Genomic DNA, 13,822 nt, shown 5'->3' on the forward strand with positions numbered 1-13,822 from the left:
CGGTGGGGCTGCGGATTTGCACTGCCCACACTTGCCGCGTGTCACGCTTTGGTTTCTTATGGCCGTGATTTTTTGTTGGAGAGTTGAGCGCGGACGCCTTGCCCCCACGGCATCCCGGCCAGCCTGTAAGTGGTCCGAGGAGACGCTTCATGAATGCTGAAACGAGTTTGAGTTCGGATGAGATCGGCAAGACCATCCTTGAAAAGATCAAGACCCACGCCCAGGACGATGTCGAAAATATTTCACTCGACACTCCGCTGGCGGATCTGGGCATTCATTCGCTGGAGCTGACCGAAATCATTTTTGACGTCGAGGACGAGTTCAACATCGAGGTCGAGATGAACACGGCCGAGGCCTGGGAGAATATGGAAACGGTCCGCGACATCGTTGCGGCCGTGCGTGAACTGGTGGACGCAAAGTCCTAGATGACGACGCCGCGTATCGTCATAACGGGCATCGGCGGGATCTGCGCGCTGGGAACGAATGTATCGTCCATCTGGGCGGAGATGCAGGCGGGCCGCCAGGCGATCGGCCCGATCACCACCGTCCCGCTTCATGAGCTCAAGGTTCGCATCGGCGCCGAGATCAGGGAACTGCCCGATCACGGGATCGATCGCAAACGCCTTGTTACCATGGACCGCTTCAGCCTTCTGGCAGCCATCTCGGCCAAGGAGGCGCTCACCCAGTCCGGTCTCGAAGTGAACGGTTCGAACACTCATCGTGTCGGTGCGGTGGTCGGAACGGGCGTGTGCGGGTGGGAAGCGATCGAAGACAGCTATCGCGCCATCCTTCTGGAAGGCAAGCCGCGGACAGGCATCTTCACGGTGCCGCGCGTTATGCCCGGTGCCGCTGCCGGTCAGGTCAGCATGACGCTCGGTCTGCGGGGCCCCGTTTTCGGCGCGACATCGGCCTGTTCCTCATCCAACCATGCGCTGATTGCTGCGGCGGATCAGCTTCGTCTGGGCCGGGCCGATGTGATGCTTGCCGGCGGTTCGGATGCGCCATTGATTTATGGCATCCTGAAGGGATGGGAGGCGTTGCGGGTGCTCGCGCCCGAGACGTGTCGCCCGTTCTCGGCAGATCGCAACGGTCTGGTGCTTGGCGAGGGTGCAGGCATTGCCGTACTCGAAACGCTGGAGCATGCGCAGGCGCGTGGCGCGACGATCCTGGCGGAACTCGCCGGCGGGGGAATGTCGGCCGATGCTTCCGACATTGTCGCTCCCACGGTCGAGGGTCCGGTGGCGGCGCTGCAAGCCTGCCTTGACGATGCCGGTCTCTCGCCCACGGATGTCGACTACATCAATGCGCACGGCACGGGCACCAAGGCAAATGACAGGATCGAAACCGAGGCAATCAAGCGCGTGTTCGGTGTTCATGCGTCAGATCTCTCCGTTTCTTCCACAAAATCCATGCATGCGCATTGCCTGGGGGCTTCGGGGGCGCTCGAACTGATCGCCTGCGTGATGGCGATCCGGGATGGGGTCGTGCCGCCAACGGCGGGATACCGCGAAGCCGATCCGGAATGCGATCTGGACGTTACCCCGAATGAAGCGCGAAAACGTGATGTGCGTGTGGCGTTGAGCAATGGATTCGCGTTTGGCGGAACCAATGCGGTGGTGGCCGTCAGGGCGATGGATTAGCTTCCGGACCCTCGATCATCGGGCTTGCCTTCTTAAACCTGATAATTTAAATCCAGTTATTATCGTGCGGCGGCCGAAAGGCTGCCTGAGCGGTGGCGTGCTGCCGAAAGCGCGCGACCTGGTCGGACAAGAGGGAGTCCCATGAATCGTAGTTTACTCATCGGAACGGCGATCGCATCGATCATGACCGTTCAGGCAAATGCTGCCCAACCCGAAGATGTGGTGTCGACCTATGCCGATATCGCGCTGGCGACCTATGAAGACAGCCTTGAAACCGCCAAGGCTCTGCGGGAAGCGGTGAAGCAGCTCGTCGCGGCACCGTCCGAGGAAACGATGGCGGCAGCGCGTGAAGCCTGGCTCGCGTCGCGCGTGCCCTATCAGCAGAGCGAGGCCTACCGCTTCGGCAATGCAATTGTGGACGAGTGGGAAGGCCGGGTGAACGCCTGGCCGCTCGATGAAGGCCTGATCGATTATGTCGATGCCAGCTACGGGACCGAATCCGACGCGAACGAGTTCTACACCGTCAATCTGATCGCAAACGACAAGGTCAGCGCCGGTGGTGCCGAAATCGATGTCTCGGAAATCACGCCGGAGGTGATTCAGTCCCTGCATGAAGCGGGTGGCATCGAAGCCAATGTAACGACCGGTTACCACGCCATCGAGTTCCTGCTCTGGGGCCAGGATCTCAACGGAACGGATGCGGGCGCTGGAAATCGTCCCTATACCGATTTCGACACGAACAACTGCACCAACGGGCATTGCGAACGACGTGCGCAGTATCTTCAGGCCGCAGCCGACCTTCTGGTCTCAGATCTTGAAGAGATGGTCGCGAACTGGCAGACGGATGGCGAAGCCCGCGCGGAGGTAACGGCGGAACCGAAGGCAGGTTTGACAGCTATGCTGACGGGGCTTGGGTCACTTTCCTACGGTGAACTGGCGGGTGAGCGGATGAAGCTTGGGCTTCTTCTCAACGATCCCGAAGAAGAGCATGACTGCTTTTCCGACAACACGCACAACAGCCACTATTACGATCTCGTCGGTATCCGGAATGTCTATTTCGGTTCCTATGAGCGTATTGATGGCTCGAAGGTCGAGGGGCCAAGCCTCGCGGATCTGGTTTCCGAAAAGGATGCCGGGCTTGCCGAAGAGGTCAAGGCACGGCTCGATGCAACTCTGGAAGCCATGTCGGCTCTGAAAGTACGTGCAGAGGGCGGTGAAGCCTACGATCAGATGATTGGTCAGGGCAATGAAGAGGGCAATGCAGTGGTGCAGGCCGCGATCGATGGGCTCGTCGATCAGACCCGTTCACTCGAGCGCGTTGTTGCCGCACTGGACCTTTCAGGGATCGAACTCGAAGGGTCCGACAGCCTCGACAATCCAGAAGCTGTTTTCGAGTAGAACCTTATTTTTGTGCCGGGCCGCTTGTCGGCCCGACACTGCACTCTGTAAATCCCGGCCATGAAAAACTTACTCCGTACCGTATTGATGGTCGGGCCAGTCGCTCCGGTGGCTTTCCTGACAGCCGCATTTGCAGACATGCCTTCAAAGAGCCTGCGCGATGATCTTTCCAGAGAGGATCTTCTGCGGGTCGAGAAAGTGGTGCAGCCTGCAAGCCAGTTTGAAAGCCCCGAGCGTTTCGAGCGGATGCCGGGCGGCGCAGCGACCTCGACCAAGCGGGTGAATGCCGACGCGTTCTCACATGCATCCGCAAACCTTGAGTTTTCGGGCCTTGAGCAATTCCTGCTCGGCAACGGACTGTTTCGCAAGGACTGGGTTTCCTCTCCATCGTCCACACAGGCTTCCGATGGGCTGGGGCCGCTCTTCAACGCCAGGGCCTGCCAGTCCTGTCATATCAAGGATGGACGTGGTCATGCCCCGGCCAATGTCGGCGATTCTGCCGTTTCGCTGCTCGTGCGCCTGTCCGTGCCGCCAGATGAAGAGCAGGCGCGGGCGATCGCCGATGGTCGTCTGCCGGCGGCCCCGGACCCCGTTTACGGGTTGCAGCTTCAGGATCACGCCGTTGCGGGGCTTAATCCGGAAGGGCGCATTGAAATCACGTATGAGAACGTTCCGGTCGAGCTTTCCGATGGCGAAATCGTCACGCTTCGCAAACCCTCGCTGAAAATAACCGATGCGGGTTTTGCACCCTTGCGGGATGACCTCATGATGTCTGCCCGTGTGGCGCCGCCGATGATCGGCCTTGGCCTCCTTGAGAGTATCCACGAGGCCGACATTCTTGCCTGGGCGGACCCTGAGGACGAGAACGCAGACGGCATTTCGGGACGTGCAGCGCGGGTTCGCGGCAGCGATGGCAAGTGGAAACTCGGCCGCTTTGGCTGGAAAGCGATTGCGCCGGATATTGCAGAACAGAGTGCGGGTGCCTTTTCCGGCGATATGGGGCTGTCGACACCGCTTGCGCCCGACCATTGGGGCGACTGCACTGCGGCGCAGACGGAATGTCGTGCCCTGCCTCACGGGGCGCAGGCCCGACTTGGGGACGAAGAAGTGCCGGAAGATCTGCTGGATCTCGTCACCTTCTATTCAAGCCACCTTGCCGTTCCGGTGCGGCGCAATGCAGATGATCCGGCGGTCCTTGCCGGCAAGAAGGTCTTTTATCAGACGGGCTGCATTTCGTGCCACCGTCCAAAATACGTGACACGCCGCGATGTTGAAGATCCGGCACTTCGATTTCAGCTCATCTGGCCCTATACCGACATGTTGCTGCACGATATGGGTGACGGGCTCGCGGACAACCGTCCCGAGGGGTTGGCAAATGGCCGTGAGTGGCGGACGCCGCCTCTGTGGGGCATTGGTCTGACCGGAACCGTTCACGAAGAGGCGACTTTCCTTCACGATGGCCGCGCACGCACGCTGCTTGAGGCCATCCTGTGGCATGGTGGCGAGGCGCAGGCTGCGCGGGACAGGGTTGTCGGGATGTCGAAGCAGGACCGCGACAACCTTGTCCGTTTTCTCGAATCCCTTTGACGCCGTTCAGGGAAGAGGCGCTAAAGGACGATCGTCTTTCTGGTCCAGGTTGAGTTCGGCGACGAAATCAAAGCGATCGCCCTTGAAATAGGAACGTGTGAGCTCGATCACGCGGCCTTCTTCCGTGCGTGAGATGCGTTCCAGAAAAAGCGCTGGCTCGCCGGCATCGGCCTGCAGCAGGCGGGCATCGAACTCCGGCAGGGCACAGGCATGCATGCGTTGCAGCGCCCGGTGAGGGCGCGCTCCGGCGCGTGCCAGGGCCTCATAGAGGGAATCACCAGGCAGCGAAAGTTCCGGCAGAAGATCCGCGGGAACGATGGCGAGCTCCACGGCGAGTGGCAGTGTGTCGGCCAGTCTCAGCCGGTGCAGGCGCAGCACGCGGTCGCCCGGTGACAGACCGAGCGTCATCGCCTCATGGGGGGATGGATTGGCGTATTCGCGCTCCAGCCAGCGTGTCTCGGGTCTGCGGCCGTAGGACAGCATGTCTTCGGTGAAGCTGGTGATGGTGGCCAGCGGTTGCTCGAAACGTTCCGCGGAGTCAAGAACATAGGTTCCCGAGCCGCGCCGCTGCTCGACCGTGCCGTCCCGTACGAGAAGCTCGATGCTGCGTCTCACCGTGACGCGGGAGAAGGCAGTCGCCTCTGCAAGCGATCGTTCGGAAGGCAGGGCGGCGCCAGGTTTCAGCGCCCCGTTCTCGATCAGCCGGCGGATCGCCCCGGCAAGCCTGATGTAGCGAGGCGTCGCGTCCGCTGTTCCTGCCTGCATGATCTGAGAAAGCCGTTCGCCAACACTGTCCATATCCGCGCTGCGGGATCCGGCCATCATGTGTTTCAACCCCGCATGGCTAGAGTGGTATTATTCAGATAATGCCAATTATGCGCCTTCGCAAAGGTAGAGGCAAGACTCGAAGCGATCTGGATCGTTGTCGTTGGCCGAATTAGCGGAATTTTGCGTTCGGGAATGGATTTCGAGAGAAAACGTTGTATAACACATTTGGTATCATATTGGTCTAGTCGGCCGGGCGTTTGACAACCAACGGGGTGTTCATGACAAAACCAACCGAAACAGCAAGTCAGGCCTATCGTGAGATCGAGCGCTTCGCGACGGCCGACATGCTCTCTTCGATGCTCGACGGCCAGAAGGCCGCGATCGACGCGGTCGGGAAGGCGCTGCCGGCCCTGGAGGCTGCGGTGGAGGCCGCCGCAGCGCGCCTTGCCGACCCCGACAATCGCCTTGTCTATGTCGGAGCCGGAACATCCGGACGGGTGGGCGTGCTTGACGCGGTGGAGCTGTATCCCACTTTCGGCTGGCCGGAACACCGTTGTGTTCATCTGCTGGCCGGCAGCGATATCGCAACCCCCGAGGATCGCGAGGGCGCGGAAGATGATGAAGATGCAGGACGAAGTGCCATCGACGACGTATCCTGCAAGACTGGAGACGTCGTGGTGGGGCTCGCTGCCAGCGGAAGCACTCCCTACACGCTTGCCGCCGTGGAGGCAGCCGGAGCGCGGGGCGCACTGACCATCGGCATCGCCAACAATCCGGGCAGCCCGCTTCTCGAACGTGCCAACCACGCCGTGCTTCTTGAAACCGGACCGGAGGTGCTTGCAGGGTCGACGCGCATGGCGGCCGGCACCAGCCAGAAGATCGCCATGAACCTGTTTTCCACCGCGGTCATGATGCGTCTTGGCAAGGTCTATCGGGGCCGCATGGTGGATATGAAACCAACCAACAGGAAACTCGTGCAGCGCGCCGTCGACATGCTGATGCAGGTTGCGGAGTGTGACGAGGCGCAGGCGCGGGAAGCGCTCGGCAAGACGGGCTTCCATGTAAAGCCTGCGGTGCTGGTGGTGCGCGGCCACGCGCCGGAAGAAGCTGCGGCTCTTCTTGCCCGCAATGGCGACGATTTGCACCGCGCGCTCGCAGCAGCCGGCTGACCTTGCCCAGAACACTTAAAACCCAGGCAGAAAGACAGAAATGACAGACACTCCTTCCCTGATGTTTCAGGAAACCGGTGAAGCTGCAGAGGCCGTCGAGCGCCTCTTTGCCAACGAAGCCAGGACATTTGCCGAGCTCGGCAAGGTGCTTGCCGAACGTTCCCCTACCGTGGTGAGCATGTCGGCCCGTGGTTCATCGGATCATGCGGCGAGCTTCTTCAAATATCTTTTCGAGATTCATACCGGCATTCCAGTGGCATCCATCGGGCCCTCGGTCGCTTCGGTTTATGATGCATCGCTCAAGCTTGACCGCGCGCTGCACATCACCATTTCACAATCCGGCGGCAGCCCGGACATCGTGGCCGCTCAGAACTCGGCCAAAAAGGGCGGTGCGGTCACGCTGGCGGTGGTCAATGTGGCCGACAGCCCGCTCGCAAGGGAAGCCGACATCGTTCTTCCGATCCACGCCGGGCCGGAACGCAGCGTTGCGGCAACGAAAAGCTTCATCGCTTCGGCAGCCGCACTTGCCGGGGTGGCGCAGACAGCTTCCGGCGATGCGGCGTTAAAGGGTGCGCTCGACCGGCTGCCGGCAGCGCTTGGCGCGGCCTGTGAGGTAAACTGGGAGCCTGTCGTTCCGATGCTGACCAAGGCCGGATCCGTCTACACGGCCGGTCGCGGGCCGGGCTTTGCCATTGCACTGGAGGCCGCTCTCAAGGCGAAGGAAACCGCACAGCTCCACACCGAAGCCTTCTCTCTTGCCGAGCTCATGCATGGGCCGATGCAGCTGATCGACAAGGGCTTTCCCATTCTTGCCTTCGTGCCAGAAGATGCGGCACTGGCCTCCAGCACACAGTCGCTCGAAAAGCTTCGCGGATTCGGCGCACAGATCGCAAGCTTCTCCTCGCGTGACCTGGGCGAACGCACCATCGCCACTCCCTCGACAGGCTATGGCCAGATCGATCCGCTGGTTTCGCTGGTTGGCTACTATCGCCTGATCGAACGCGTTGCGCGTGAGCGCGGGCTCAACCCGGATACGCCTGACAAGCTCAACAAGGTCACCCAGACCATCTGAGTGGCGGCACCGTTTCGAACGGTGCCATGGGCAGGCGCATCATATCTCTGGCGCCAAGCTTCAACCTGCGTTAGCTTCCGGCACGTCACGATTTGCCGGAAGCACCCCCAATGACATTCATCCCCGAACCCTCCATCATTTTTCAGTTTGCGGTCGCAACACTGGTGATTTCCATCACGCCGGGGCCCGACATGACGCTGTTCGTGGGGCGTTCGCTCAGCCAGGGGCGTGCAGCAGGCTTTGCCTGCATGTTCGGTGCCATGACGGGGATCATGATTCACACGGCGCTGGTGGCACTGGGGCTTTCCGCCCTGATCGTCGCTTCGCCCGAGGCATTCCTTGCGCTCAAGGTGTTTGGCGCTGGCTATCTGATCTGGCTCGCTGTTCAGGCCATCCGCAAGGGCTCGGCCTTCTCGCCCGAAAAGAAGGGCGGCTCGGGACGCTCCCTCCTGAAAAACTGGGCCACGGGGCTTGGCATCAACCTGCTGAACCCGAAGATCATCCTGTTCTTCATGACGTTCCTGCCGCAGTTCGTTTCGGCAAGCGATCCTCACGCGCCCGGGAAACTGTTTTTCCTCGGCCTTCTATTCATCCCGCTTGCTCTGCCTGTCGTTGCGCCGATGGTCATTGCGGCAGACAGATTTTCTAGGCTTCTGCGAAAGAGCCCGCGCGTGACACGTGTCGTGGATTATCTCTTTGCCGGCGTATTTTCTGCATTCGCGCTGAAAATACTGACCGCACAGGCGCGCTGACGGCGAGGGTTCCCTACTCGCCGTGTCCGGCGATCATCATCGCTTCAAGCTTCAGGCGATCGGCCTTTTTCATGCGTTCGGAGGCTGATTTGAGCTGACCGCAGGCAGCAAGAATATCGCGGCCGCGCGGGGTGCGGATCGGAGAGGCGTATCCCGCCCTGTTGACCAGATCTGCAAACTCTTCGATCTGTTCCCAGTCGGAGCATTCATACGCACTGCCGGGCCATGGGTTGAACGGGATCAGGTTGATCTTGGCGGGGATGCCCTTCAGGAGCCGCACCAGTTCTCGCGCATCGTCGAGCGAATCGTTGACGCCCTTCAGCATCACATATTCGAAGGTGATGCGCCTTGCATTCGAAAGGCCGGGATAGGCGCGGCAGGCCTCGAGCAGGTCCTTCAACGGGTACTTCTTGTTGATGGGTACCAGTTCATTGCGCAACTCATCGCGAACGGCATGCAGCGAAATCGCCAGCATGACGCCGATCTCTTCACCCGTGCGATAGATTTCGGGTACCACGCCGGAGGTGGAAAGTGTGATCCGGCGCTTCGAGAGCGAAAGCCCCTCACCATCGGAGGCAATCAGCAGGGCCTGTTTCACATTCTCGAAATTGTAGAGCGGCTCGCCCATCCCCATCATGACGACATTCGTGACCTTGCGGCCTTCAGCCGGCACGATGGCGCCGTCCGGCGTGTCTGCGTCGGGGAAATCCCCAAGGCGATCGCGCGCGACGAGCAACTGGTCGAGTATTTCGCCTGGCGTGAGATTGCGCACCAGTTTCTGTGTCCCGGTGTGACAGAAAGAGCAGGTGAGCGTGCAGCCAACCTGGCTGGAAACACAGAGCGTGCCGCGCCCCTCTTCGGGAATATAGACGGTTTCCACATCCACGGGCCGGCCGGCGCCGCGTGCGGGAAAGCGCATCAGCCACTTGCGGGTCCCGTCCTGGGAAATCTGCTCTTCGACAATCTCCGGCCGGGCAATGGTGAAGTGCTCGTCCAGCGTGGAGCGGAGATCTTTGGAGATGTTGAACATCTGCGAGAAATCCGACACGCCGCGCACATAAAGCCAGTGCCAGAGCTGACGCACGCGCATGCGCGCCTGCCGCTCCGGCACGCCAATCGAGCAAAGCGCTTCGGCAAGCTCCTCGCGTGAGAGGCCAATCAGCGGCTGCTTTTCAGCAGCCGGAGCTGGGCGTAGCTCTGCACGCCCCTCGGGCGTCGATAGATCGAGTGTCAGTGCCATGGCGTTCTTGAAACGGGTTGCGGTGGCGCTCACCGATTACCGGGGCCACCTTTCATTTGCCGCGCTCATAGCACGCCTGAGGGCTGCCGTCACCCGTGGCGGACAGCAACCCTGCAAAAGGCGGGTTTACTTGCAGTCGCCCGTTGCGTTGATGGCGGCGGTCACACCGCTCAGTGAAAAGACGTAGGAGGTGTTGTTGCCGCGTCCTGATGTGGCGGAAACCTGCATCGTCGCGCCGGCTTTCATGGCTGCAATCATCTGCGGCTCTTCTGCCGAGTCCTGAAGCCAGGCGGAGCTTCCCTTGGTGAACATGGTAAAGGTCTTGTTGCCAATGGTGACGTTGACCTTCGAATTGCTCTGGAAATTGTAGCCAGCAATGAATTGCGGCTCGGATGCGATTTTTTGCCCGTCTTTCTGGCTGACGAAGAAGAAGATCTCGCCGTGGTTGAGGCTGGACGGCTTCTTTTCGCTTGGAACGCTCATCGCGTAGCAGACCTTTTTGCCATTGTCCGCCGTGTAGCTGTAGACGCCCCAATTGTTATGCTGCCCCACGGCAGTGGCCTGGGCCAGCGCAGGGCCAGCTGCCGCCATTCCGCAAATGAGCATCAATGTCGAAATCAGTACGCGCATCGTCTTGACCGTCTTTTTTGCCAGTGTTGAGTGACCGGTTGGTCTCGCTAGATCACTTTAATTTTACTTAATCTGGGTTACCAAAGCGTGAAGCGAATCGACGGATTCTCCCTGCGCCCTACCCCATGTGCCCGCTGCTGCCAAAAAAAGCGCGGCAACGGTGAAGTGCCCCTTCATGTCCGTTTGAAACGAATGAAAGAGGCGAGATTTTGACTGATTACGTTTCCAGGTCGGTCTCGTCCAGTGCGCGCCGGGCAGCGATACGGTGTGCTGGCGTAACATGACTGCGTACAGCGTTCAGGGCTGCCGCCAGCACCGCCATGTCGTCGGTGAAGCCAAGTCCGAAAATGAAATCGGGTAAAATGTCGATCGGCAACACGAAATAAGCGAGCGCAGCAAGCAGGATACCACGGACTTTCGGCGGCGTGTCCTGATCGAGCGCACAGTAATATCCCGCGACAATTTCCTCCATGAAGGGGACCTGGCGCGCGGCTTTCTTCAGCGTGCTCCAGAACCTCTCGCGCACGCGCTCTTCACGCTTTTCATTGTCACGTGGTTCCAGAATTTCACCGATCTTCGCTTCATCCATGGCGCTCTCCTTGGCATCAAGATGAGATCGGCGCTGTGTAAATTCAATAGATTCACCCGTTCACGTGCCTGCAAACCCGTTCATGGCAGCTGCAAGTTTGAGGTCCAGTTCCGTCACGCCACCGGCATCGTGCGTGGAAAGAACCACGTCGACGGTTTTGTAGACATTGGACCAGTCGGGATGGTGGTTCAGCTTTTCGGCAGCAAGGGCTGATCGGGTCATGAAAGCGAAGGCCTCGACGAAATTGGCAAACACAAAACGCCGCTGGATCGAGGCCCCATCTTCCGCAAGATCCCACTCATCGAGGGATTTGAGGGCGTCTTCCAGCGCCACGGGGTCCAGTTTCTCTCTTGCCATCGTGTCTCTCCATGATATCGCCTGTCTTGAACGCCGTTTCAGAAGATAGCGCCGAGACCATGAACGCAAAGCCCCGCACTTCCATCCTCTTTGTCTGTCTGGGCAATATATGCCGCTCGCCTCTTGCGGAGGGTATCTTCCGCAACGTGGTTGCCGAGCAGGGGCTGGAGGCGGGTTTCATGATCGATTCTGCGGGGACAGGAGCGTGGCATGCGGGAAATCCACCCGATCCACGATCCGTCGATATCGCTCGCCGTTCGGGCATTGATATATCCATGCAGCGTGCGCGGCAGGTGGAAGCGGATGATTTTGACCGTTTCGATCTTCTTCTGGGGATGGACCGCAACAACGTTCGCACCCTTCACGAGCGCGCGCCCGCTTCCGCGGCAGCCAGGATACATCTGTTTCTCGACTATGCGGAGGGGGAGCAGCTTGATGTTCCAGACCCCTACTATGGCGGTGCCGACGGTTTTGCGTCTGTTTACCAGATGATCCGAGACGCTTCCGATGCGCTGTTGTCCAGGCTGACCGAACGATCGTAATCTGAGCCGATCAGCGGCCAGGCTTCTTCAATGACATATGGTCCGCCTCCGACCGATGCACGGGACGACATAAGGACGAAGCGTCCGATCGTGAATGGCAGTGTGGCGAAGTTTCCGCGTGCCGAAAGATAGTGCGCCACCTCATGCGGATTGGCGTTCTTGAGACGCGCAAGCGTGACATGCGGGCTGAATTTGCGCGGATCGGCCGGAAGGCGCAGACGCCGGCAGATGCTGTCGATCTCACCCTGCAGGGCATGAAGGTCCGGCGAGGCAGAGACACCCGCCCAGATCGAGTGCGGCTTCTTCTGTCCGAAAGCACCGACACCGGAAAGCTTCAGAGTGAACGAAGGCCGCCGAACCCGATCGAGCGCGTTCGCGATCTCGTCGGCGGTGTGTCCTTCCACATCGCCGAAAAAACGCAACGTCATGTGATAGTTTTCAACGTCGATCCAACGGGCTCCCGGGAGGCCCCCGCGCAGGAGTGACAGCGACAGGGCCGCGTCACGCGGGATCTCGAGGGCGGTGAAAAGTCGCGGCATGGCAACCTCCTCGAATCGCAGTATCGAAGACAGCGAATCATCGATCACCTGGCTGGGCAAGCTGTTTCTTCGGGAAGCGTCAGGCGCCGTCCTTCTGTTGCTCGTCGAGCACATTCATGATCGTGGGCAGCATTCGCTCTATCATGTGCTGCACCCCTTCCGCATTGGGGTGCATGCCATCCTCCAGCAGCAGGGAGGGCTCGGCCGCAACCCCTTCCAGAAAAAAGGGGATGTGGGTCAGTTCGTGCTTTTGCGCAAGCCGCGCGTAAATCGGATTGAATTTCGCCGCGTAATCCTCGCCAAGATTGGGCGCAGCGACCATGCCGGCGAGGATGACGCGCTGGCCGCGTTCCTTCAGCCGGGAAATCATCCGGTCGAGATTGTCTTCGGTGGAAGCCGGTGGAATGCCGCGCAGCATGTCGTTCGCGCCTAGCTCCAGAAGCACGATCTCCGCTGTTTCGGGTATGGACCACTCAAGCCGCGATAGTCCGCCGCTGGACGTGTCTCCGGAGACGCCTGCATTGGCCACGGCTACATCATAGCCTTCTGCCCTGAGTGCATCTTCCAGCTGTTCGGGAAACCCTTCGCCCGGCCCGAGATTGTAGCCCGCCATCAGGCTGTCGCCGAACCCGACAATGTCGATGGTCTCGGCACGAACGATCGCTGCTCCGGGAACCGCCAGAACCAGCGCGGCGATGAGCGATGAAGTTTTTGTGAAGTGACCAAAAGACCGAAAAAATTTGCATGCCATGCGGGACAACCCATATTTGCCAAAACCGTGCACGTGTATGGTTCCAGCGCCATTTCCTCCCAATATAGGATATCTTTTCCGTGACAGAAGCCGTGATCGAACTTGAGAATGTGTCTCTGACACTGGGCCAGGGGGCGTCTTCGGTTCATGTGCTGAAGGGCGTGAGCCTTTCCGTCGAGCGGGGTAAGTCAACGGCGATCATCGGACCTTCCGGCTCTGGAAAGTCGACCCTTTTGATGGTTATCGCCGGGCTTGAGCGTGTCGATGGCGGCATGGTGCGGATCGGCGGAACACAGCTCAATGGGCTGAGTGAAGATGCTATCGCCGCCTTTCGTGGCCGTTCCATCGGCATCGTCTTCCAGTCCTTCCATTTGATCCCAAACATGACGGCGCTCGAAAATGTTGCCGTCCCGCTGGAACTGGCCGGGCACGCCGATCCGTTCGGTGCGGCCGAGGAGGAGCTTGCCGCTGTCGGTCTGTCTCAGCGTCTCACGCATTATCCCGGCGAACTTTCGGGCGGTGAGCAGCAGCGTGTGGCCATCGCGCGCGCGTTGGCGCCAGGGCCAGCCATCCTCATTGCAGACGAGCCAACCGGAAATCTGGATCAGGCGACCGGCCGTCAGATTGCCGACATGCTTTTCACCAAGGCAAAGGAACGCGGCACGTCTCTCGTTCTTGTAACCCATGATCCCGCTCTTGCTGCCCGTTGCGAGCGTCAGGTCGCGATGCGCTCGGGCGTTATCGAGCCGGCGGTCGAACCCGAAAAGGCCGCAATGGCATGAGCGCCG

General features: G+C 60.0%; 16 protein-coding genes. 9 read left to right on the forward strand and 7 right to left on the reverse strand.

From position 1 onward, the window contains the following. The first annotated feature begins 149 nt into the window (after positions 1-149). The 4 genes from AB2N04_RS03320 to AB2N04_RS03335 all read left to right on the forward strand — a co-directional run bounded on the left by AB2N04_RS03320 (position 150) and on the right by AB2N04_RS03335 (position 4,625). Entirely contained in the window at positions 150-425 is a 276-nt protein-coding gene (locus AB2N04_RS03320; protein WP_367717034.1) for an acyl carrier protein, read from the forward strand. Then, on the forward strand, positions 426-1,640 hold the full coding sequence (locus tag AB2N04_RS03325; protein WP_367717035.1) for a beta-ketoacyl synthase: 1,215 nt from the start codon (positions 426-428) through the stop codon (positions 1,638-1,640). A 183-nt stretch (positions 1,641-1,823) separates the two neighbouring features. Then, complete coding sequence (locus AB2N04_RS03330) at positions 1,824-3,038, forward strand: imelysin family protein (protein WP_367718723.1); 1,215 nt, start codon at positions 1,824-1,826, stop codon at positions 3,036-3,038. Positions 3,039-3,176: 138 nt separating this feature from the next. Further along, entirely contained in the window at positions 3,177-4,625 is a 1,449-nt protein-coding gene (locus AB2N04_RS03335) for a di-heme oxidoredictase family protein (RefSeq protein ID WP_367718724.1), read from the forward strand. Between the two features lie 6 nt (positions 4,626-4,631). Here AB2N04_RS03335 and AB2N04_RS03340 read toward each other — a convergent pair whose 3' ends face one another. Continuing rightward, complete coding sequence (locus tag AB2N04_RS03340) at positions 4,632-5,450, reverse strand: GntR family transcriptional regulator (RefSeq protein ID WP_367717037.1); 819 nt, start codon at positions 5,448-5,450, stop codon at positions 4,632-4,634. A 221-nt stretch (positions 5,451-5,671) separates the two neighbouring features. Between AB2N04_RS03340 and AB2N04_RS03345 the strand changes: the two genes are divergently transcribed. The 3 genes from AB2N04_RS03345 (at position 5,672) to AB2N04_RS03355 (ending at position 8,386) form a co-directional block, all read left to right on the forward strand. Then, positions 5,672-6,562: an N-acetylmuramic acid 6-phosphate etherase gene (locus tag AB2N04_RS03345; RefSeq protein WP_367717039.1), complete on the forward strand. Its 891-nt coding sequence runs from the start codon at positions 5,672-5,674 to the stop codon at positions 6,560-6,562. A gap of 40 nt (positions 6,563-6,602) precedes the next feature. Then, positions 6,603-7,634 carry an SIS domain-containing protein gene (locus AB2N04_RS03350; protein ID WP_367717040.1) on the forward strand — a complete coding sequence of 344 codons (1,032 nt, stop codon included), beginning with the start codon at positions 6,603-6,605 and terminating at the stop codon, positions 7,632-7,634. 110 nt (positions 7,635-7,744) lie between these two features. After that, positions 7,745-8,386, forward strand: a complete 642-nt coding sequence (locus tag AB2N04_RS03355; RefSeq protein WP_367717042.1) for a LysE family translocator — start codon at positions 7,745-7,747, stop codon at positions 8,384-8,386. 13 nt (positions 8,387-8,399) lie between these two features. Here the strand turns inward: AB2N04_RS03355 and rlmN are convergent, their stop codons facing one another. The 4 genes from rlmN to AB2N04_RS03375 all read right to left on the reverse strand — a co-directional run bounded on the left by rlmN (position 8,400) and on the right by AB2N04_RS03375 (position 11,202). After that, the gene (gene rlmN, locus AB2N04_RS03360) at positions 8,400-9,626 is read right to left on the reverse strand and encodes a 23S rRNA (adenine(2503)-C(2))-methyltransferase RlmN (RefSeq protein WP_367718725.1); all 1,227 of its coding nucleotides are present in this window, start codon (positions 9,624-9,626) and stop codon (positions 8,400-8,402) included. A gap of 126 nt (positions 9,627-9,752) precedes the next feature. Beyond that, positions 9,753-10,256 (reverse strand): invasion associated locus B family protein, encoded by a 504-nt coding sequence (locus AB2N04_RS03365; protein WP_367717043.1) that lies wholly within the window; start codon positions 10,254-10,256, stop codon positions 9,753-9,755. Positions 10,257-10,473: 217 nt separating this feature from the next. Beyond that, the gene (locus tag AB2N04_RS03370; RefSeq protein WP_367717044.1) at positions 10,474-10,845 is read right to left on the reverse strand and encodes a YkvA family protein; all 372 of its coding nucleotides are present in this window, start codon (positions 10,843-10,845) and stop codon (positions 10,474-10,476) included. A gap of 60 nt (positions 10,846-10,905) precedes the next feature. After that, positions 10,906-11,202: a 4a-hydroxytetrahydrobiopterin dehydratase gene (locus AB2N04_RS03375; RefSeq protein WP_367717045.1), complete on the reverse strand. Its 297-nt coding sequence runs from the start codon at positions 11,200-11,202 to the stop codon at positions 10,906-10,908. 59 nt (positions 11,203-11,261) lie between these two features. Between AB2N04_RS03375 and AB2N04_RS03380 the strand changes: the two genes are divergently transcribed. Then, a complete protein-coding gene (locus AB2N04_RS03380; protein WP_367717046.1) occupies positions 11,262-11,744 on the forward strand; it encodes a low molecular weight protein-tyrosine-phosphatase in 483 nt (160 codons plus the stop codon). Here AB2N04_RS03380 and thpR read toward each other — a convergent pair. Further along, positions 11,684-12,283 carry an RNA 2',3'-cyclic phosphodiesterase gene (gene thpR, locus AB2N04_RS03385; RefSeq protein ID WP_367717047.1) on the reverse strand — a complete coding sequence of 200 codons (600 nt, stop codon included), beginning with the start codon at positions 12,281-12,283 and terminating at the stop codon, positions 11,684-11,686. The two genes, AB2N04_RS03380 and thpR, sit on opposite strands and share 61 nt — an antisense overlap. 79 nt (positions 12,284-12,362) lie before the next feature. Then, positions 12,363-13,034 (reverse strand): arylesterase, encoded by a 672-nt coding sequence (locus AB2N04_RS03390; protein WP_367717048.1) that lies wholly within the window; start codon positions 13,032-13,034, stop codon positions 12,363-12,365. A gap of 80 nt (positions 13,035-13,114) precedes the next feature. Between AB2N04_RS03390 and AB2N04_RS03395 the strand changes: the two genes are divergently transcribed. After that, positions 13,115-13,816 carry an ABC transporter ATP-binding protein gene (locus tag AB2N04_RS03395; RefSeq protein WP_367717049.1) on the forward strand — a complete coding sequence of 234 codons (702 nt, stop codon included), beginning with the start codon at positions 13,115-13,117 and terminating at the stop codon, positions 13,814-13,816. Positions 13,817-13,822: the final 6 nt, after the last annotated feature.

The sequence above is a fragment of the Nitratireductor sp. GISD-1A_MAKvit genome (assembly GCF_040819555.1).
GTDB lineage: Bacteria > Pseudomonadota > Alphaproteobacteria > Rhizobiales > Rhizobiaceae > Nitratireductor.